Annotated in this window: 14 protein-coding genes and 1 riboswitch; of the genes, 4 read left to right on the forward strand and 10 right to left on the reverse strand. The window is 71.5% G+C overall.

The features are described 5' to 3' along the window. Positions 1–151 precede the first annotated feature (151 nt). From ACOKR1_RS18895 to gluQRS, 3 genes are all read left to right on the forward strand, one after another. A complete protein-coding gene (locus ACOKR1_RS18895; RefSeq protein WP_422934428.1) occupies positions 152–1483 on the forward strand; it encodes an alkaline phosphatase family protein in 1332 nt (443 codons plus the stop codon). 529 nt (positions 1484–2012) lie between these two features. Beyond that, positions 2013–3065 (forward strand): IS110 family transposase, encoded by a 1053-nt coding sequence (locus ACOKR1_RS18900; RefSeq protein ID WP_422934429.1) that lies wholly within the window; start codon positions 2013–2015, stop codon positions 3063–3065. Between the two features lie 14 nt (positions 3066–3079). After that, positions 3080–3997, forward strand: coding sequence for a tRNA glutamyl-Q(34) synthetase GluQRS (gene gluQRS / locus ACOKR1_RS18905; protein WP_422934430.1), 918 nt, complete (start codon positions 3080–3082; stop codon positions 3995–3997). A 77-nt stretch (positions 3998–4074) separates the two neighbouring features. On the opposite strand, the gene ACOKR1_RS18910 is transcribed toward gluQRS, so the two are convergent. The 9 genes from ACOKR1_RS18910 to ACOKR1_RS18950 form a co-directional block, all read right to left on the reverse strand. Beyond that, positions 4075–5373: an FAD-dependent oxidoreductase gene (locus tag ACOKR1_RS18910; RefSeq protein ID WP_422934431.1), complete on the reverse strand. Its 1299-nt coding sequence runs from the start codon at positions 5371–5373 to the stop codon at positions 4075–4077. 10 nt (positions 5374–5383) lie between these two features. Next, positions 5384–6532 (reverse strand): type III polyketide synthase, encoded by a 1149-nt coding sequence (locus ACOKR1_RS18915; protein WP_422934432.1) that lies wholly within the window; start codon positions 6530–6532, stop codon positions 5384–5386. Between the two features lie 212 nt (positions 6533–6744). Then, complete coding sequence (locus ACOKR1_RS18920; protein WP_422934433.1) at positions 6745–7839, reverse strand: App1 family protein; 1095 nt, start codon at positions 7837–7839, stop codon at positions 6745–6747. A gap of 99 nt (positions 7840–7938) precedes the next feature. Next, entirely contained in the window at positions 7939–9351 is a 1413-nt protein-coding gene (locus ACOKR1_RS18925; RefSeq protein WP_422934434.1) for an ATP-binding protein, read from the reverse strand. A 178-nt stretch (positions 9352–9529) separates the two neighbouring features. Then, positions 9530–10427 (reverse strand): IS5 family transposase gene (locus ACOKR1_RS18930; protein ID WP_422934230.1). Its coding sequence is split into 2 segments (ribosomal slippage): positions 9530–10075 and positions 10077–10427, totalling 897 coding nucleotides; the frame shifts between segments, so codons are not numbered across the junction. Between the two features lie 47 nt (positions 10428–10474). Beyond that, the gene (locus tag ACOKR1_RS18935; RefSeq protein WP_422934435.1) at positions 10475–11680 is read right to left on the reverse strand and encodes a multidrug effflux MFS transporter; all 1206 of its coding nucleotides are present in this window, start codon (positions 11678–11680) and stop codon (positions 10475–10477) included. Between the two features lie 37 nt (positions 11681–11717). Beyond that, entirely contained in the window at positions 11718–12563 is an 846-nt protein-coding gene (locus ACOKR1_RS18940) for an SGNH/GDSL hydrolase family protein (protein WP_422934436.1), read from the reverse strand. 117 nt (positions 12564–12680) lie between these two features. After that, positions 12681–14060 (reverse strand): LCP family protein, encoded by a 1380-nt coding sequence (locus ACOKR1_RS18945; RefSeq protein WP_422934437.1) that lies wholly within the window; start codon positions 14058–14060, stop codon positions 12681–12683. Between the two features lie 64 nt (positions 14061–14124). Beyond that, on the reverse strand, positions 14125–14559 hold the full coding sequence (locus tag ACOKR1_RS18950) for a hypothetical protein (RefSeq protein WP_422934438.1): 435 nt from the start codon (positions 14557–14559) through the stop codon (positions 14125–14127). A gap of 58 nt (positions 14560–14617) precedes the next feature. Then, a riboswitch (M-box (ykoK) riboswitch) is annotated at positions 14618–14788 on the reverse strand. Positions 14789–15007: 219 nt separating this feature from the next. On the opposite strand from ACOKR1_RS18950, the gene ACOKR1_RS18955 reads away from it, so the two are divergent. Continuing rightward, positions 15008–15973, forward strand: coding sequence for an IS481 family transposase (locus ACOKR1_RS18955; protein ID WP_422934439.1), 966 nt, complete (start codon positions 15008–15010; stop codon positions 15971–15973). A 13-nt stretch (positions 15974–15986) separates the two neighbouring features. On the opposite strand, the gene ACOKR1_RS18960 is transcribed toward ACOKR1_RS18955, so the two are convergent. Continuing rightward, positions 15987–19493, reverse strand: coding sequence for an ATP-binding protein (locus ACOKR1_RS18960; RefSeq protein WP_422934440.1), 3507 nt, complete (start codon positions 19491–19493; stop codon positions 15987–15989). Positions 19494–19621: the final 128 nt, after the last annotated feature.

The raw sequence follows: 19621 nt of genomic DNA on the forward strand, positions 1-19621 counted from the left end.
AGCATAGAACCCATGGAGAGCGCGCCCTCGGATTGCGCCTCGCGAGGTGGCCGCGCCCGGGCCTCGCGAGGTGGCTCGCACTGGGGTGTTCCCAGTGTCGGTGCTCGGCCTTAGCCTGTGTGCCGGAGGCGCCCACTTGGAAGGAAGACCCATGCCCACAGGCCTGTCCGCCATTGATCACGTCGTTGTCCTCATGCTGGAGAACCGCTCCTTCGACCATCTGCTCGGCTACCTGTACCACCGCTCCGGGAACGTCTCGCCCAGCGGGGCGGCGTTCGAGGGGCTCAAAGGCTCGGAGAGCTGTCCCGGCCCGGACGGCAAGCCCGTGACCGTCTACCCCATCACGCCCACGACCACCGATGCGTATTTCATGCCCGGCGCCGATCCCGGCGAGGGATTCCAGAAGGCCAACAACCAGCTGTTCGGCACCCCGAGCCCCGCGCCCGGCGCGACCCCGACGATGTCCGGCTTCGTGACCGACTACGCCCAGGCCATCAAGGACAACCAGGCCAAGAGGTGGTACGTGGTCCCCGGCACGGCCCCCAACTGGATCATGGGCTGCTACGCACCGGAAACGCTCCCCGTGCTGAGCGGCCTTGCGCGCGGATTCGCCGTGTGCGACCACTGGTTCAGCTCCGTGCCCACCGAGACCATGCCCAACCGGGCGTTCACGTGCGCCGGGACGAGCCAGGGCCACATGGACGACGTCACCAAGTCCTACACCGTGCCCAGCATCTTCGGGCTGCTCGGCAAACACAGCGTTCCGTGGAAGATCTACGGGTACAACAAGCCGCCGCTCACTCGGCTCAACTTCCCGGACACGCAGAAGGCCCCCGCCGCGAACATCGGCCTCTTCACGGACTTCCAGGCGGACGCCGCGGCCGGTCGCCTCCCGGCGTTCGCGTTCCTCGAGCCGAGCTGGAGCTCGACCGGGAACAGCCAGCACCCCAACTACAGCATGGCCGCCGGCGAGCAGCTCCTCCTCGACACGTATCGGGCCGTCGCGTCCGGGCCCGGTTGGGCCAAGACCCTGCTCATCGTCACGTACGACGAGCACGGCGGCTGCTACGACCACGTCCCGCCGCCCTCGGGGGCGACGCCGCCGGACAGCTCGCCCGGGGAGTTCGGCTTCGACTTCACGCGCTTCGGCCCGCGCGTGCCGACCGTCCTTGTGAGCCCGCTCATCCCCGCGGGCACGGTATTCCGGGTCGCCGCGGGCAGCACCCCGCTCGACCACACGAGCATCCTCGCCACGGTCGAGCGGCGATGGAACCTCCCGCCGCTCACGCGCCGGGACGCCGCGGCGCCCGACGTCGGCGGGGTCCTCACGCTCTCGGCCCCCCGCACCGACGATCCGCTCGCGGGCGTCACGGCTCCCGCCGCTCCGCCCGTTCCCGCACAGCTCGCCGCGCAGCCGTCCCACCTCGCGCAGGTGCGGGACGAGCTCGCGGCGAGGTTCGCGCCGCAGGACGGCGGGGCGTAGGCGGCTCATTCGGGGCGTCGCTCCGGCTTCCCCTCCGGCTTCCCCAACTTCCCCCCGGCTTCCCCAACACCTGCGCCAGCTTCCCCACCTTCTGGGGCGGCGAGCGGCGGCCGCGCCTGCAATCCCGGGCGCGGGCCGCCGTCGTCCGCTCCGAAGCCGGAGGAACCGGCGAGCAAGCTGGGGAGGGCGGCAAAGAAGCTGGGGAGGCCGGAAGGGGCGGAGGTCGCGAAGCCGTGAACTCCGCCCCTACCCACCAGCGTGACTACCCGCCAGCATGACTACCCGCCAGCGTGACTACCCTTGGGTCAGTGTGAGGGTGGTGCTGCCGCTGTTGCGGTGGTTGGATCCTGATCACCCGTCGTCTGGCTCGTAGCCTTGGTGCCGCTTTCGGGCTGGCGTCCATGCGTTTTGCCGGCGTCGGGTGTGATGGACCGGCCGGCGTGACTTGATAGGAGCGTGGCGTCGCCCCCACTGAGGTATGTCCGCCGACCGGCCCAGCCGTTCCTCACGATGAAGGGAGGCAACCACCATGGTTGTCGTTGGCGCCGATGTCCACAAGCACACCCACACGTTCGTCGCGGCCGATGAGGTCGGCCGCGAGCTCGGCCACGTCACGGTGTCGGCCGATGAGAAGGGCCACCGGAAGGCGATCCGCTGGGCCAGGGAACGCTTCGGCGAGGAGGTGCGGTGGGGCGTGGAGGACTGCCGTCACCTCTCGGCCCGGCTCGAGCGGGACCTGCTGGCCGCGGGCCAGCAGGTAGTGCGGGTTCCACCGAAGCTCATGGCCCAGGCGCGGGCCTCGGCACGGACCCGGGGCAAGTCGGACCCGATCGATGCCCTTGCCGTGGCCCGGGCGGTGCTGCGGGAGCCGGACCTGCCCGCCGCGGTTCACGATGAGGCCTCCCGGGAGCTCAGGCTCCTGGTGGACCGGCGGGAAGACCTGATCAAGCACCGCACCGCGACGGTGAACCGGCTGCTGTGGCGGGTCCACGAGCTCGACCCCGCGATGGCCCCGCCCGCCCGGTCGCTGGACCGCCGCAAGCACCAGCAGCGCCTGCGCGCCTGGCTGGAAGCCCTCGACGGGATCGTCGCCGAGCTCGCCCTGGACGAGCTCGGCGACGTCGAAGAGCTCACCGGCCGCATCGACGCGCTCGAGAAGCGCATCACAGCGCGGGCCCGCGAGGCCGCCCCTGCCCTCGTGGCGATTCCCGGGTGCGGGGCGCTGACCGCGGCGAAGATCGTCGGGGAGGTCGCCGGCATCGCCCGGTTCAAGTCCGAGGCAGCGTTCGCCCGCTACTCCGGCATCGCCCCGGTCCCGGTCTGGTCGGGCAACACCGCGGGCCGCGTCCGGCTCACCCGTTCCGGGAACCGCCAGCTCAATGCAGCCGTTCACCGCATCGCCGTCACCCAAATCCGGATACAGGGATTGGGCAAGGCCTACTACGAGAAACGCCTCAACGGAGGCGACAGCAGGACCGAAGCCCTCCGCTGCCTCAAACGACGCCTATCCCGCATCGTCTACAACCACCTCCAAACCGACCATCGAGCACACGCCGCAGCTTGCGCTGCGACGGCGGCTTGACATAGGAGAAACTCATGACGTCCGCCGGCCGTTTCGCCCCCAGCCCCTCCGGCGAGCTCCACGTGGGCAATCTCCGCACGGCCCTCCTCGCGTGGCTCTTCGCGCGGTCGAGCGGGCGGGAGTTCCTCCTCCGCGTCGAGGACCTCGACCGGGCACGTGCCGGCGCCGAGGAGGTGCAGCTGCGCGACCTCGCGGCAATCGGGATCGACTGGGACGGCCCCGTGGTGCGCCAGACCGAGCGATCCGCCCTCTACGGGGCAGCACTCCGGAGGCTCGCCGGCGGGGGCCTCACGTACGAATGCTTCTGTACGCGACGCGAGATCCAGGAGGCGCCGAGCGCACCCCACGCACCCCAGGGCGCGTACCCCGGCACGTGCCGCGACCTCACCGAGGAGCAGCGCGAACGACGGCGCGCGGAGCGTCCTGCGGCGATCCGCCTTCGCGCCGGGGTCACCGAGTGGGCCGTCACGGACGTGCTGCACGGACGTTATTCCGGCCTCGTAGACGACTTCGTGCTGCGGCGCAACGACGGGGTGGTGGCCTACAACCTCGCGGTGGTCGTCGACGACGCCGAGCAGGGCGTCGACCAGGTGGTCCGCGGCGACGATCTGCTCTCCTCGACCCCGCGGCAGGCGTACCTCGCGGGGCTCCTCGGCTACCGCGTTCCCGAGTACGCGCACGTCCCTCTCGTGCTGAACTCTTCGGGGCGGCGGCTCGCGAAGCGCGACGGCGCCGTGACGCTCGCCGAGCTCGCCGAGGCCGGGGCGCCCGCCGAGCGAGTGACGGCGGCGCTGCTCGAGTCCGTGGGGCTCCCTGGTTCGCTGCCGGACGCGCTCGCGGCGTTCAACCCGGCCGCGCTCCCCCGCGAGCCGTGGGTGCTCGATGCCGAGAGCGGACGTTTCCTCCGAGACAGCACTCTCCGCGGCCGGTAAAGGTGCGCTCTCGCAGGAAACGTGGGCCCTCGCGGGAAACGTCCGCCCTCGCAGGCAACATCCGCCCTCGGGAACACCTACTGCATCGTGAACCGCCGCGACGTCCACGCGCGAACTCCCGCCGACCGGTAGAGCTCGCGGAATGCCGCGTTCCGAACCGTCATCGCCCACGCAGGGAGCGGCCTCCCGAGGGCCATGTTGAGCGCAGCGCGCCGGGCCGCCTCGGCCGCCGCGCGCCGTCGTCCGTCCGCCACCGCGGCCCACAGCTCGGGCCACGCGTCCGGCGCCCCTCGCGCCGCGCCCGCGAGAAGCGGGGCGAACGCCTCGGCATCGAGCCAGCCGAGCGTCATCCCCTGGCCTCCGATCGGGCTCAGCTCGTGCGCAGCGTCGCCGAGGAGCACGGTACGGCCCCGGAGCACTGCGGCCGCGCGGCGCTCGGTCACGCAGAAAGCGCTCAGCATCGAGTTCGTGGCCGGATCCACGGTGGCGCCGGTACGCTCGCCCACGAGCCGAGCGAGGCCCTGCGCTGTCGGCTCGGCCACGAGGCGGTCCGTGTGCACGACCCAGCGCCGGATTCCGCCCGGAAGCGGGAACGACTCGACGATGCCCTCTGGCTCGAGGTACAGCACTGCGGTCGAACCGTCACGGGTTGCGTCCGCGAAATCGCCCATGACGTACGCGTCCGGGTACGTGCGCTCGCGCGCCGCGAGGCCGAGCGCGGTCCGCAGGGGCGAGCGGGCGCCGTCGGCCGCGGCGACCCACGCCCCGGCGAAGGCGAGGTCACCGCCCGCGGCCTCAAGAGCGCGGACGACGGCGCGCCCCTCACCCAAGCCCGTCGCGCCGACTCGGTTCGCGCCCGTGCTCCCCTCACCCGAGCGCGTCGCGCCGACTCGGTCCTCGGCGACTCGGTCCGCGCTGCCGCCGTCCGCGGCGCCGTCTGCGGCGCCCACCGCGTGCACCCCCACCGCGGGCACACCCACTGCGTGCACCCCCACCGCGCGGACGCCGCGCCTGAGCGCCCCGGGCGCGAGTTCCGCGAGCCGGGCCTCGAGCGCCTGCTCGGTGCGCCACTGCGGGACGGCGAGGACCGGCGGGTCGAACGCGAGGCGGGCCACGTCGCGGCCGCGCGAGCGGGCAATGCCTCCGGTCACGCGCACGCCGTCGGCCCACAGGGCGTCCGCGACCCCGGCCGCGGCGAGGACGCGGAGGCCCGGCGGGTGGATCCCGATCGCGCGGGAGTGCGCGGTGCGCTCGGTCCGCGCCTCGAGGACCGCGACGTCGACCCCCTTCTGCGCGAGCAGGACCCCGAGGCACAGGCCCACGGGACCGCCGCCGACGATCACGACGTCGTGCCGCTCGGCCTCACTGGCTCGCACGGGCCCCGCCTCAGGGGCGGACGCGCGTCAGGAGGGCTGTCTCGACCGTGAGCCCCGGCCCGAATGCCATGGCGCACACGCGCTCCGAACCGGGCCGCGCGCCGTCGTCCGCTGCCCACGGCAGCCCCAGGATGTAGTCGAGAACGAACATGATCGTCGCGCTGCTCATGTTGCCGAATTCGCGCAGCGTCTCCCGGGCCGGCACCGCCTGGTCCTCGCTCAGCCCGAGCCGCGTCACCACCTTGTCCACGATGCTGCGGCCGCCCGGGTGGATGGCCCAGTGCTCGATCTCGGCGTGGGCCCGGCCCGCGAGCGCGGGGTCCCGGGCGAGGAGCGGCTCGAGGGCCCCGGTGATGTGCTCGTCGATGATGTGCGGGACGTAGGTGCCGAGGACCATCTCGAAGCCCTGGTCGCCGATATTCCAGGCCATCGTCTCCTCGCCCACGGGCGTGAGTGTGGTCTCGAACGCGTCGAGGCTCAGGGCGGGTTGGGTGAGCGGCAGGTCCCGCGCGCTCACGACGGCGGCCGCGGCGCCGTCCGCGAAGAGGGACGCGCCGAGGATCGTGTCGGGGTCATTGGAGCTGCGGACGTGGAGCGAGCAGAGTTCGACGACGGCCACGAGGACCACCGCGTTCGGGTCCGCCTCGCAGAACTGCTTGGCTGCCCGGAGGGCCGGGAAGGCCGCGTAGCAGCCCATGAAGCCGAGGTGGAGTCGCTGGACGGACGGGCGCAGGCCGAGTTCGCGGACGATCCGGTAGTCCGGTCCGGGGTTGAAGAAGCCTGTGCAGGAGACCGTGATGACGTGAGTGACATCCTCGGGGCCGAGGCCGTCCGCCTTGTCGAGCGCGCGGCGGGCCGTCTCGACGAAGAGCGGCGTGGCCTCGCGGACGAACAGGTCGTTGCGGGTCTTGGTGCTCGGGTTGAGGAGCCTGCCGCTCGCGGGGTCGAAGAATTCGGGGGCGTGCGTCGGTTTGTCCCAGGAGAACTCCGCGATCGACGAATGGCGGGTGTCGATCGCGGCCGCGTCGAAGCACGTGCGGACCAGTCGGGTGCCGAGCCTCGTGAGGCCCTCCTGCGCCGCGAAGACGTCACGCGCCTCCGCCTGCTTGAGCACCGTGGACGGGACGGCTGTTTCGAGGGACCTCATGAGGACCGTCATAGGCCCCATTCTCACTACGGGAAGGGTGCTGCTGGCAAGGGGCGGGTGACCTCACCGTCGTCGAACGCGCTGATCGGGAGCATCGGGCGGCCTTCCCCGCAGCGGGCGCCCTGACCCGCATTGGGGTGGCGGGCCCGCCACCCCAATGCGGCGACGGAGCACCACTGCGGGGAAGGAGCACCACTGCGGGGAAGGAGCACCGCACCGGGCGGCTAGAGGACCCCGAAAGCCTCGAGCTGCTCGGCGAGGGACGCGCCGTCGGGCGCTGACGCCCAGGGAACGCTGGGTACGGGGGTGGACTGCCCGTCGTGCATCGTGCCGCCGGAGAAGACCGCCTCGCTCCCGGACAGCTCGCGAATCGCGACGCCCGCGACGCTCTCGGGATGCCGGCGCGCGAACTCGGCGTAGATCGACTCGTCGTGCTGGCCGTTGTCGCCGATCAGGAGCCACTTGATGTCCGGGAACTCGGCCGCAAGCCGCGCGAGGTTGCGGACCTTGTGCTCGCGGCCGCTGCGGAACCAGCTGTCGGCCGTCATGCCCCAGTCCGTGAGGAGGAGCGGCCCGGCGGGATACAGGTTCCGGCCCAGGAAGCGCGAGAGGGTCGGGGCGGCGTTCCACGGGCCGGTCGAGACGTACATGACCGGCGCCGTCGGGTGCCGGGCCGCGAGCCGGTCGAGCAGCACGGACATTCCGGGCGTGGGCGTGCGGGCGCGCTCGCTCAGCACGAACGTGTTCCACAGGGCGAGGAAGGGGCGCGGGAGGGCTGTGACCATGACGGTGTCGTCGATGTCGGACACGATGCCGAACGTCGCGGCCGGGTCGACCACGAGCACTTGGCCGACGGCGGGCTCCGCGCCCTCCGCGCTGAGACGCACCGAGTTCCAGCCCGGGCTGAGCGACACGTCCACCATCGCGTCCACGACGCCGCCGAAGTCGGCGCGCACAGTCTGCAGCTGGTCGCCGATCTCGATTGTCACGGCGGAATGCTCGATCGGAATGCTCGTGAACGCCCGCCAGCCGCGCACGTCTTCGGTGCCGGTCCAGCGGTGGGACGCGGCCTCCTCGAGCCAGCCCGCGCGGCAGTGATCGCGGCCCCGCGCGGGCTCGCGCGTCGTGTTCGCGCCGATGCGGTGGAGGCCCGGTGCCCCGTAGAGGACGCGGGCGAGGATGCGCACGCGAGATGTCGTGCCGTACCCGCGGTAGGCGACCACCTGCGGGATGAACCCGAACCTGCGCGCCCACCCCGTTTGCGCGGCATGGACGCGGTCGCCGACGCGATGGGCGGCCTTCAGGAGGGCTCCAGTCATGCGGAACACTTTGCCACCTTTTGAATCACGTCACAGAACCGCGCGCGACGCAAACTCGGGCGCGCGCGGCCCGTTGCCGAAGGGTGGGCGGCCGTCCGCTCACACCCGCGCGAGCTGCTCGATGTCCTCGAGGAACGCGGCCGCGACCTCCTCGCTCACGGTCGTCTTCGTCTCGGCGATCGCCTCGAGATAGTCCTCCGTGGAGGGCCCGCGACGCCCGTTCGCCCCGGTCCCGGTCGGACGGCCCCCGGCGAGATCCGAGACGGCGGGGACCTCCCCGCCGTCGGCGGCTGCACTCGCCCAGCCGTCGGCAGCTGCAGTCGCCCCGCCGTCGGCAGCTGCACTCGCCCCGCCGTCGGGCGCGTACACCGCCTTCTCGAGCGCGCGCTGCGACGCCGAGCGCGCCGCGAACTCGATGTCTGCGGGGGAAAAGCCCTCGGTGCGCGCCACGAGCTGATCGACGTCGACGTTCCCGAGAACGGCCTCGGGGATGAAGCGTTGCCACATAGCGCTCCGGGCTTCGGCGTCGGGCAGGCCGATCGGCACGACGTAGTCGAAGCGGCCGTGGCGCAGGAACGCCGAGTCGAGGGCCCGGATGAAGTTCGTGGCGCACACCAGGAGCCGGCCCGACTGCTCGCGGAACGCGGGGATGATCTTGAGCAGCTCGTTCGTGACGCCCTGCATGGGGCTCGGCGGGTCCCCCGCACGGTGCGACGCGATCTCCTCGACCTCGTCGAGGAACACCACGGCGTGCTCGAGCTCTGCGATCTCCGTGAAGGTCCGCCGCAGCGCTCCGGCGAGGCCCTCCGAGTCCCCGGCCAGCCGGGACGGGAACACCTCGACGAACGGCCACTCGAGCCGGGACGCGATGGCCTTCGCGAACGTCGTCTTGCCGGTGCCGGGCGGGCCGAAAAGCACGACGGCGCGCGGCGGCACGACGCCGAATTCGTCCGCGAGCTCGGCCTCCGCGAGCGGGAGCACGAGCCGCCGCTCAAGGAGCTGCTTCTCGCGCCGCATGCCCGCGACGTTCTCCCACAGGTCGCGCGGCAGGACCCGGCCGCCGAGCTGCGCGAGCGGCCCGAGCTCGGCGCGCTGCACGGGGATCTGCCGCTCGAAGAAGCGCAGGTTCTTGACGTCCTTGAAGCCGCGGTTGAGGAACGCGTCGACGCGCGTCTCGGTGTCCGGCATGAGTGCGGAAAGCTTCGTGAGGCCGAGTGGGGCCATGCGGTGCTCGAGCGCCGAGAGCAGCGCGGTCCCAATTCCGCGGCTCCGCCACTCCGGGAGGGTCGCGAGGAACACGATCCACCCCTGCTCGTGCGCGGCCCGCGCCACGGCGGCCCCAATCACGTCGTCACCGTGGAGCGCGACCGCCGCGTAGTCCGCCTGGCAGCTCGCGAGGACCTCGGAGAGCGAGTAGACGGGCTCGATCCCGGACGCCGTCATGGCGCCCCACAGGTGCAGGATGCCGTCGAGGTCCGAGGGGTGGAAGTCCCGGATCCGCCACGTGGTCATGGGTGCTCCTTCGCGCCGCGCCGACCGGGCGACCGGCCGATGGGGGCCGGCGCCCCCGTGAGCCGAGTCTAGCCACGAGCGGCAACGCGGGGGTTGCGGCGGCGTAGCGGCGGATGAAGTCAGGTGCTTCCTCGGCTCGCGGCGACCACCCGCCGTCGTCCGTGTCCCGCGCCCGGCGCTAGGGCGTGTCTGATAAATGTCGCAGCCACGCGATCGTCGCGTTGAGAACAACGGCGGCGCGGTAGACGATTGCGAGCTTGTCGTAGCGGGTGGCGAGCCCTCGCCATTGCTTGAGGTGGCAGAAGCGGCGTTCGACGACGTTGCGGTTGCGGTAGTCGGCGGCGTCGAAGGCCGGCGGCCTGCCGCCTCGTGAGCCGCGGCGTTTGCGGTGGCCCTTCTGGTCATCGGGCTCGGGGATGACGGCCTTGATGTCCCGGGTGCGCAGGTGGGTACGGATCGCGCGCGAGGAGTAGGCCTTGTCCCCGCGCAGCGCATCCGGAACGGTCCGGGGTCGGCCGCGCCCGATGCGCGCCACTTTCAAGGCCTCCAGGAGCGGCAGGAGCATCGGGGAGTCGGCGGCCTGCCCCGGGGTGCAGGCGGTCACCAGGGGCAGGCCGTGCCCGTCGACGAGCTGGTGGATCTTGGTCGTCAGGCCGCCGCGGGAGCGCCCGACCGAATGGTCAGGCGGCTCCGCGGCCGGATTCATGTAGTTCGACGAAGCCCCCTGTCGTGCGGGCGATGTTGGTCGCGTGCTGGTGGGCGCGGGCGATCGTGGAGTCCACGGACAGGCTCCAGTCGATCTTCCCGGCCGCGTCCGCGGCCGCCGTCAGACGGGACAGGACCCGGTCCCAGGTCCCGTCCCCGGCCAGGCGCCGGTGCCAGGTCCACACCGTCTGCCACGGACCGAACACCTCCGGCAGGTCACGCCAGGCGATCCCGCACCGGTACCGGTACACGATCCCCTCGACCATCGACCGGGCATCGGCGAACGGCCGCCCCTTCCGACCGGTCGGGCGGGGCAGCAGATCCTCGATCAGCGACCACTGGGCATCGGAGAGCAACTGGAACCGAGACACGCCCCCAACGATTGCAGAGCGAACGCCCCGAATTTGTCAGACACGCCCTAAGCCCCGCGCGCCCGCCCGCGGCGCGCCGCCACGCCGAGCAGGAGTGCGGCGAGCGCAGCCGCCGCTGCCATGATCACCGCCATCGGCACGGCGGTGTCCGCGCCACCGATCCCGGACAGCGGCGAGACGGCCGCGCCGAACACGAATTGCGCGAACCCGAGTCCCGCCGAGCCGCTCCCGGACACGTGCCGTACGGCGTCGAGGGCGAGGGCGGTTGAATTGCCCATGATGAAGCCGACTGTGCTCACGGCGCACCAGATCGGCACGGCGAGCAGCCAAGGCGGCACGGGCAGGAGCGCCACGATGAGCAGGAGAACGCAGAACGCGAGCAGCACCGGGACCGCTATCCGCACGGTGCGGAGCGGGCCGACCGTCCGGGCGAGCCGCGACGAGATGTAGCCCGAGGCGATGAGCCCCGCGGCATTGACCCCGAACGCGATGCCGTAGCCCACCGCGCTGAAGCCCAGGACGTTCTGATACACGAAGCTCGACGCCGAGATGTACGTCATCATGACCGCGAACGTGGTCGCGAAGAGCGCCGCGAACAGGAGGTAGCGCGGCACTCGGACCACTTGCGCGAGGCCGCCGAGCAGGCTCGCGCCGTCCCGCGACGCGGCGGGCCGGGTCTCCCGGAAGACGAGCGCGACGGCGGTCATCATGAGCGCGAAGAGCACGGCGAGCGTCCACATGATCCCGCGCCAGCCGATAGGCCCCTGGAGGAAGGCCCCGATCGACGGCGCGAGGATCGGCGCAATCCCGCCCACGGTCATCATGAGGCTCATGGTCCGCGCCGTCTCGGTTCCGCGCGTGAGGTCCACGACGATGGCCCGGGCAATGACGACGCCGGCCGCCCCGCCGAGGCCTTGGACGAGCCGGGCCGCGACGAGCACCTCGATCGAGGGGGCGACGGCGGCGAGCACCGAGGAGCCGAGCGCGAGGACGTTCCCGCACAGGAGCGGGACGATGCGCCCGTGGCGGTCCGAAAGCGCCCCGAAGCCGAGCTGCCCGAAGGCCATGCCCACGAGGAAGCCCGTGAGCGTGAGCTGCACGCCGGACGCGCTGGCCGCGAAATCCTGCTGCACGCGCGGGAATCCCGGGAGGTAGAGGTCCGTGGCGAGAGGCGCGGTCGTCGCGAGGAACGCGAGCACGAGGAGCCATGCCGTGCTGAGCTTCCCGGAGGGGTTCAGGGCAGGCAGTGGCATGGCGGTCCTTTCGTGGGCTCCCGCCAGCCTACTTTCCTCAGGCCGGGAAGACCGGACCGCGACCCTCGAGGACCTCGGGGTGCTCAAGCGCGTACCGCCGCAGGCCGCCCTTCTTGGGAACCTTGACGGGCTCGGGCCAGCGCGGCCCGAGGGAGTCCCCGAGGGTGACCCCCCGCAGCTTCCGTCCGATGAGCGGGACAACCCAGTCGTTCATCCACTGCCGCTGGGCGTTGACCCACTCGAGCGTGCTGCGCGGCGCGAGCGGCTCCCAGTCCACGGGCTTGAACGAGGTCGGCACCCCGAGGTGGGCCAGCACCTGCCGCGCGAGGAACTTGTGCCCCGCCGTCGACATATGGAGCCTGTCCGCGTCCCACATGCGCTTGTCGTTGTACTCGTCGAAGCACCAATAGTCCACGAGCACGGCGCCGTGGTCTCGCGCGAGGTCCCGCACCCACGCGTTGTACTGCCAGTTGCGGTGGCGCAGCGGCTCGAGGAGCGGGTTGACCTTGACGTCGTAGCCCGTGAACAGGACGAGGGTGGCCCCGGTCTCGGCGAGCCTTCCCACGAGTCCCGCGTACTCCTCGAGGAGCCGGTCCATGTCCGTGCCGAGGTCGAGGAGGTCGTTGCCGCCCGCGTAGAGCGTCACGAGCGTGGGCTCGAGGGCAAGGGCCGTTTCGAGCTGGTCGTCGATGATCTGCCGGAGCCGCTTCGAGCGCACGGCCAGGTTCGCGTACTCCCAGCCCTTCTCGTGCTTCGCGAGCTTCTCGGCGACGCGGTCGGCCCAGCCCCTCACCCCGTTGGGCAGGCCCGGATGGGGGTCGCCCACGCCCTCGGTGAAGGAGTCGCCGAGGGCGACGTACCGCCGTCGAACGCTGTCACCCACGGTCGCACTCTAAGAAGCTCGGGCCACGCCGCGGCAACGCCCCGGCGACGCGAGGGTTAACTCGGCTCTTCCCCACGAGATGGGACCCCACAACCCACGGGACGGGGACCACGCGACTTACTTGACGCAGGGAATCCCGCCGCCGAAGAGCGACGACGACCAGTCCCCGGCGTCGTACGAGCCAGTGGACGACGGCGAGGGCTGGGTCTGCGCGGGGGCCTGGCCCGAGCCTTGGGCGGGGGCCTGGCCCGCGCCCTTCGCGGGGGTCGACTTGGCGGGAGTCTGCTGCGCTGGCGCCTGGCTCTGGGCGGGCGCCGGCGCGGCACTCGTGGAGGGCTGGGGCGAGAGGAGCTCGGCGACCTGCGCCTGAATGGCCTTCTTGTCCACGATGTTGACCGACTCGCCCGTGTCCGACCAGCCGAAGTCCACGATGGGCAGCGTCACGAACTTCGTCTTGTTCTCCGTGAGCTGCTTCGCCTTGAGCCCGAAGTCGATGAGGTTGAGCGACTGGTCGACGGCCATCTTGCCCTTGAGGGCGCCGATGATGCCCTGGACCTTGCCGATGTCGGTGAAGGTGCCCTTCTGTTTGAGCTGCGTCGCGAGGGAGGAGATGAACGCCTGCTGCCTGCGGGCGCGGTCGAGGTCGGTGAGCGAGACGCCCGTGCCGGACGTATCGCGGCGCTGGCGCACGAACGCGACGGCCTGCTGCGCGTTGAGCTGCTGCTGCCCGGCCTTGAAGTCGGCGCCCGAGTAGGAATCCTTTGTGGCCTCCTGGAGGCACACCGTGATCGGCGCGACGGCCTTCGCGACCGAGAGGAACGCGGACATCGTGACCTCGACGAAGTGGTCCACCTTGACGTTGAGGAAGTTCTGGACCGTCTGGATCTCCGACTTGCGGCCCGCGTCGCGCGCCGCCTGGTAGATCTCGGGATCGCTCTTGCCCTGCGGATCGGCCTTGAGCTTCTTCATGGCCTCGTCCATCGCGTAGCCGTAGGCCTGCTTGACCTTGCCCTGCTTGACGCCGTCGGGCGCGCCCGCGAGGTCCACGTAGTCGTCGCGCGGGATGGAGATGATGGTCGCGGTGCTCCCGTCCTTCGGGACGTGCAGGAGCATGAGCACGTTGCTGTTGTACCCGCCGTCGTCCGAGCTGCCGGAGTGGAGCGCGTCGTACTCCTCCTGGCTCAGGGCGTTGCCGTTCTCATCGAGGCGGCTGTCGAGCCCCATGAGCAGGATGTTGACGTCCTGGTCGAGGCCAGCGCCGCCGTCGAGCGCCTGAGAACGCTTGATCCCGTTCTCGAGGCCCCAGTACGTGGTGAGCGCGAAGATCCCGCCGCCCAGCACCAGGGCGCCGACGAGCACGATCGAGAGCGCGACGAACCGGCGCCGCCGGAACTTCCTGCGACGATCGCGGGCTACGAGCTGCCCGTATAGGTTGTGCCACGGCGCGTTGCCGGTGGTCTGGCTGCTGGCCTCTCGGGCTTCGGGCGAAGGCCGCATGCGGCTCCCTTGGGTCGGCGGTCAGGACGGCCGCGCGCCGCGCAACACAGCGCGCGGGGCTACGTTAGCTGGGAAAACTCCACTTTAGCTGGACGCGCGCCGAACGCGCGCGAAAATCGCAACTACTTCGCGAGCGGACCACGACCGCGACCGCCACCGCTGCGACCCCCACGAGGGCCGTCGCGACGAGCGCACCGACCGCCGCACCCGCCGTCCCGAGGACGACGACGGCGCCCGCCAGCGCGATGAGCGCGGCGAGTGCGGCCTCCCCCGCGACGGCCACGACGGCGCGCGCCACGAAGTCCGAGACGCGGCGGGCGTCGGCACCGAACGTGGGGTGCGCGGCGCGCGCGTCGATGAGGTGCAGCGTCTGGAGGTCGCGCGCCACGAGCGCGGCGACGGCAGCGACGACGGCGAGCAGCACCGCGGGCGCGGCGAGGACCACGACGCGGCGGCGGCCCGCGACGAGCGCAGGGACGAAGGCAGTGATGAACAGCATGGCGGAAACCTCGGGCGATTCGGCTCCGGCGCGAGAAGCAGGGCCCGGCGGACCCCAGCAGACCTCTCCTCGTAAGACCTTCGGCACTTCGCGTCGTGACCCTGCGAGGCAGGGAGCCAATCGGAACCGCCCCTTAATCCGGAGCGATCTGTCCTGACCCTTGGCGTCTCTCGACGTTCCGGGTCGCTGGCCTGTATCCGCGAAGGAGCCTCAGCTAACAAGTGGCGCCTTGCGCTTAAACGATAGCCCGGGCCACGCGAGGCCTCCAAGCCGGCTCCGGTGTGAGCTTGCCTACTCCGGGCGGGGAGCCCCGCCCCCACTCCGGGCGGGGGCCCCGCCCCTAGATGTACTCGGCCAGGACGTTGGTAGCGGCGAGTCTGGTTGAACGTGGGAGAACCTCCGAGTGGGATGTGGCTTGTCTAAGGCCCACTCCAACCCGGAGGTTCTCATGTCCCACCGTAATGCCCGGCTGACCGTCCATGGCCGTAGGTTGATCATCGAGCGCCACCGCTCCGGCTGGAAGCAGGCCCATATCGCCGCGGCGATGGGGATCTCCCGCAAATGCGTCAGGACCTGGATCCTGCGGTACGAGGCCGAGGGCGAGGCCGGGCTGGAGACCCGGTCATCGCGGCCCCGCTCGATGCCCACGCGGACCGCGCCAGAGGTCGAGCAGCGGGTGCTCGCGGCACGCGCCGAGCGCCGCGAGGGCCCCGACGTCCTCGGCCCGAAGGTCGGTGTCCCCGCCCGGACCGTGTCCCGGATCCTGCGCCGGCACGGGGTGCCCTACCTGCGCGAGTGCGACCCGATGACCGGCGATCCCCTCCGCTCCTCGAAGTCCACCGCCGTCCGCTACGAGCGCCAGAGGCCCGGCGAGCTGGTCCACATGGACGTCAAGAAGCTGGGCCGGATCCCCGACGGCGGCGGGTGGAGGGCTCTGGGGCGTGCCGAGGGAAACCGCAGCCGCGGGGCAGGGACCGGCTACGACTACGTGCACTCGCTGGTCGACGACCACTCCAGGCTGGCCTACTCCGAGATCCTCCCCGACGAGAAGGGCACCACCTGCGCCGGGTTCCTCGAGCGCGCCGCAGCCTACTTCGCGGCCAGGGGCATCACCCGCATCGAACGCCTCATGACAGACAACGCCTTCGCCTACCGCCACTCCAACGACCTCAAGGCCGTCTGCGCCGCACTGGGAGCCAGGCAGAAGTTCATCAAGCCCCACTGCCCCTGGCAGAACGGCAAAGTCGAGCGCCTCAACCGCACCCTGACCACCGAATGGGCCTACCGGCGCCCCTTCACCAGCAACACCGAACGCCAATCAGCACTTGCACCATGGATCGAGCACTACAACACTGTCAGAAGCCACAGCGCACTCGGGGGCAAGCCACCGATCAGCCGACTGCAACCATCCTGATGGCCGGGTACACCTAGACCCGCGCCCGCAGCACAATGTCCACCGGATTGGCCTGCGAGACGGGCCCCCGGCCGCCGGTTCCCACCGCCGGCGCCTCGAGCAGGCCCGAGCGGTTGGTGCGCTTGTCGCGGAGGATCTCCGTGACCGAGCCGAGGTGCCGCGAGAGGTCGATCACGTTCTCCGGCGCCGCGAGGAGGAGCTGGAAGCCGAACTCGTGCAGCGCCGAGATCCCGGCCCCGGCGAACTCTTCGGACGCGAGCACGAACGCCTCGTCCATCATGACCGTGCCGTAGGTCGTGAAGCCCTGCTCGGCGATCCCGAGCTGGTAGCTGAGCGCAGCGGCCATGATGAACGCGGTGAAGCGCTGCCGCTCGCCGCCGGACATGCTCCCGGTGTCGGAGTGGACGAAGGCCTCGTCGCGCGGCGCACCATCGGGACTGCTTTCTGGCGCGGCCGCTACGCGGTGCTCCTTGCACGAGATGAAAACGTGCGTCCTCACGTCGAGGACGTCCGCGCGCCAGCGCCGGTCCTCGGGGGTCGTCGAGCCGAGGCGCTTCACGAGCGTCTCGAGCGTCTTGTAGCGGGCGGCGAGCACGTCGTCGGCAGACGACGCAGTCGCGGATGACGCAGACGCCGGCGAGGATGATGCAGACGCCGACGGCGCCGCCCCGCCGTCGTCCTTCGCGTCCACGACGCCGTGCCGCGCCTTGAGCGCCGAGACGATCGCCTCCTTGAACTGGCGCGCGGACGCAGGAACCGTCTGCTTGATGTCGAGCTCGAGGTAGCTGCCCTCGTGGAAGCCGACTTCGCCGAGGATCCCGTTGAGCGGGAGGATCCGCGCCGAGATGGCCCGGCGCTCCTCGTCGAGCAGGTGGAGGAGCGTGCTGAACGATTCGTGCGTGCGCTGCTGGAAGAAGCGCCGGAACTCGGCCTCCTGCGCGGGCAGGCCCTCGGAGACGATCCCGTGATAGCGGTCCTCGAACGCGCCCGCGGCGGCCACGCTCGTGCCGTGGTCCGCGGAGACCCCGGGACCCCAAACCCGCTCGAAGGCCTCGAAGATGCGTGTGAGCCGCTCGCCGGACGCCTGGCCACGCGCCTCCGCCGCGTGCAGCTCCTCAAGGAGGCGAGCGCGGGCGTCCGCCGCGAGGACGTCAAGCCCATGGAGGTCGGCGAGCGCAGAGGCGCCGTCGAAATACTGCGCAAGCGCGGCGGCGTCCTCGTCCGACGGCGGCGCGTCGGCGAGCTGCGCCCGGGCACCGTCGAGGAGGCGCGCGGCGGCGTTGGCCGCGGCATCGAGCTGCCGGTGCTCGCTCTGCAGAACGGCCGCGGCCTCGGTCGAGGTCTGGTGTTCGGCGCGGGCCGCCTCGACCTTCGCGCGGAGCGGCTCGAGGTCGGCCTGCGCGGCACGCGCGTCCTCAAGGCGCTGCTCGGCGCGGCGGAGCTCGTCCTCGGCGACGACGGCCGAGACCTCCTCCCACGCCCGCGCGTCCGAGGCGACCCGGCGCAGCGCGTCGAGCCGGCGGGCCATGCCCTGGTGCGAGTCCTCGCTCGCTTGGGCGGCCTCCGCGGCTCGGGCGAGAGCGGACTCGAGCTCGGCGATGCGCGCCGTGAGGTCCTCGATCTTCGCGGCGTTGTCGAAGCCGAGCACCCAGTCCTGGCGGGACGCGAAGCGGTCGTCCTTCTCGAGCGTCCCGCGGTGGCGCTTCACGACCCCGCCCAGGCTCAGGCCGCGGTCAAGCCCAGCGAGCTCCTCCGGGTCCTCGACGCACGGGTACGCGAAGTCCACGGCGATGCGCTCGCGCACGTACGTACCGGCGCCGTCTGCGGCGTTCTCGACGATGTCGAGCTTCGTGAGGAGGTCGTCGCCGCGGACGTCGTCGAGGGCCGCGGCGGCCCCGTGCACGGGCATCGAGAGGTCGACGGCGCGCAGGGCCCCGCGGATCGCGTGCCCGTCAAGGTAGCGCGTCACGGCGGCGAAGTGCTCACCGGGCACGAGCAGCGTCGTTGCGAGCGAGCGCAGCGCGCGCTCCGCGGCGGGCCGCCAGCGTTCCTCGCCGTCGGCGAGGTCCATGAGCTCGCCCGCGAACGGCATGGCCTCCTCGGCCACGCCCGTCGCCGCGGCGATCGCGGTCCGGTTCTCGACGGACGACGGCGGCAGGAGGCTCTTGCGCGCGGCCATCGACTCGAGTTCGCGGCGGGCTTCCGCGAGGTCCCGCTTGGCTGACGCATGCGCGTCGAAGGCCTCGAAACGGGCCTCTCGGTGCGCGGCCGAATCGCCCTCGAGCAGCTCGGTCGCCGCGGCCGCCTCCTGGTGCGCCGCCGCCCAACCCTCCGCCGTCCACGGGAGCTGCAGCCCGGCGTCGTCCATTCCCCGCCGCGCAGCCGCCTCGACCTCGCGCCTCAGCCGCAGGCCCACTCGGGCGTTCTCGGCGTGCTGTTCGAGCGCGCTGATCTGGTTGCCGCCCGCGGTGTTGTACTCGGCCTCGAGCGCGCGGAGCTGCTTCGCGAGCGCGTCGCGGGCCTTGCGTTCTGCCGCGAGCTCGGCCGCCTTGGAATGTGCCGCCTGGGCCGAGCGCGCCGCGATCCGCTCCTGCACTGAGACGGCGAACTGCTGGCGGACGCGCTCGAACGCCCCGCCGGAGAGGTCGCGCAGGCGGTTGGCGGCGAGGAGGGCCTGAGCGTACTGCTGGTTGAGGCCGGGGACCGGCGCGAGCTGGTCGCGCTGGTCGCGGACGTCCTCGAGCCGCTGCCGGATGGACATGAGGTTGCTGAACTCCTCGACCACCTGATCGGCGGCCGCAAGCGTCTCGGGCGGATCGAGGACCTGGTCGCGGAAGAAGCTGTTGACGCTCCCGCTGAGGCCCTTGCCGGCCTGGATGACGCGCAGGAGCGGGAGCGCCTGGTCCGAGGAAATGCCGAGGAGTCGGCGGAAGCGCTCGGCGAAGTTCTTGTGGACGTCGAAGACCTGCGCCCCGGGGAAGATCCCCTCGAGGGCGCCGCGCGTGAAGCGGCGGTCCGCGATGCCTTCGAGCGCGTGGACGTCGAGCGGGGTGGAGTCGATGAGGTAGAAGCGGCCCAGGCTCGACTCCGTGCCGTTCTTCGGGAGGTCGAAGAGGGCCGTGAGGGTGTGCCGCGCGCCGGCGGCGTTGTCATACGTGAGGGCGATCGCGCTCCACGTCGCGCCGGGGCGCTGGAACGCGCTGGCCTGGGTCTCGCCGACCGCGACGTCGCCGACCTTGCCGCGCATGTACGTGAACGTCGTGCGGCGGTCCTCGGACTGGCCGGTCCGGGCCGCGGCGGCCTCGTTGGAGCGGGGGCGCGCGTCGAACACGCGGGCGATCGCGTCGAACAGTGTGGACTTGCCCACGCCCGAGTTGCCCGTGAGCAGCGTGCCCGCGCGGTCCACGTGCATGGTGTGCGCGCCGTGGAACGTGCCCCAGTTGACGATCTGCACCTGGCACAGCCGGAACTGCCCCGGATTGGGCTCGTCGCCGAGCGGGAGCATAGTTGCGATGCTCATTGGTGCACCATTCCTTCAGTAGTAGCCAGGTAGGTATGCGCGGGATGAGGCTTCCTGTTGAATCGCCGGCCGGTGGCTGACCGCCCCGCTCGCTCGTTCGTCGAGGACCAGCATGAGATCTGCGGCAG

Origin of the sequence: Sinomonas sp. P47F7 (assembly GCF_049332655.1) — a bacterium.
Lineage (GTDB): Bacteria > Actinomycetota > Actinomycetes > Actinomycetales > Micrococcaceae > Sinomonas.

Coding starts and splice junctions, on each gene's coding strand:
- ACOKR1_RS18960 (WP_422934440.1), bottom strand. CDS start 19,493: ATGAGCATCGCAACTATGCTCCCGCTCGGCGACGAGCCCAATCCGGGG.
- ACOKR1_RS18935 (WP_422934435.1), bottom strand. CDS start 11,680: ATGCCACTGCCTGCCCTGAACCCCTCCGGGAAGCTCAGCACGGCATGG.
- gluQRS (WP_422934430.1), top strand. CDS start 3,080: ATGACGTCCGCCGGCCGTTTCGCCCCCAGCCCCTCCGGCGAGCTCCAC.
- ACOKR1_RS18915 (WP_422934432.1), bottom strand. CDS start 6,532: ATGACGGTCCTCATGAGGTCCCTCGAAACAGCCGTCCCGTCCACGGTG.
- ACOKR1_RS18945 (WP_422934437.1), bottom strand. CDS start 14,060: ATGCGGCCTTCGCCCGAAGCCCGAGAGGCCAGCAGCCAGACCACCGGC.
- ACOKR1_RS18920 (WP_422934433.1), bottom strand. CDS start 7,839: ATGACTGGAGCCCTCCTGAAGGCCGCCCATCGCGTCGGCGACCGCGTC.
- ACOKR1_RS18895 (WP_422934428.1), top strand. CDS start 152: ATGCCCACAGGCCTGTCCGCCATTGATCACGTCGTTGTCCTCATGCTG.
- ACOKR1_RS18900 (WP_422934429.1), top strand. CDS start 2,013: ATGGTTGTCGTTGGCGCCGATGTCCACAAGCACACCCACACGTTCGTC.
- ACOKR1_RS18950 (WP_422934438.1), bottom strand. CDS start 14,559: ATGCTGTTCATCACTGCCTTCGTCCCTGCGCTCGTCGCGGGCCGCCGC.
- ACOKR1_RS18925 (WP_422934434.1), bottom strand. CDS start 9,351: ATGACCACGTGGCGGATCCGGGACTTCCACCCCTCGGACCTCGACGGC.
- ACOKR1_RS18955 (WP_422934439.1), top strand. CDS start 15,008: ATGTCCCACCGTAATGCCCGGCTGACCGTCCATGGCCGTAGGTTGATC.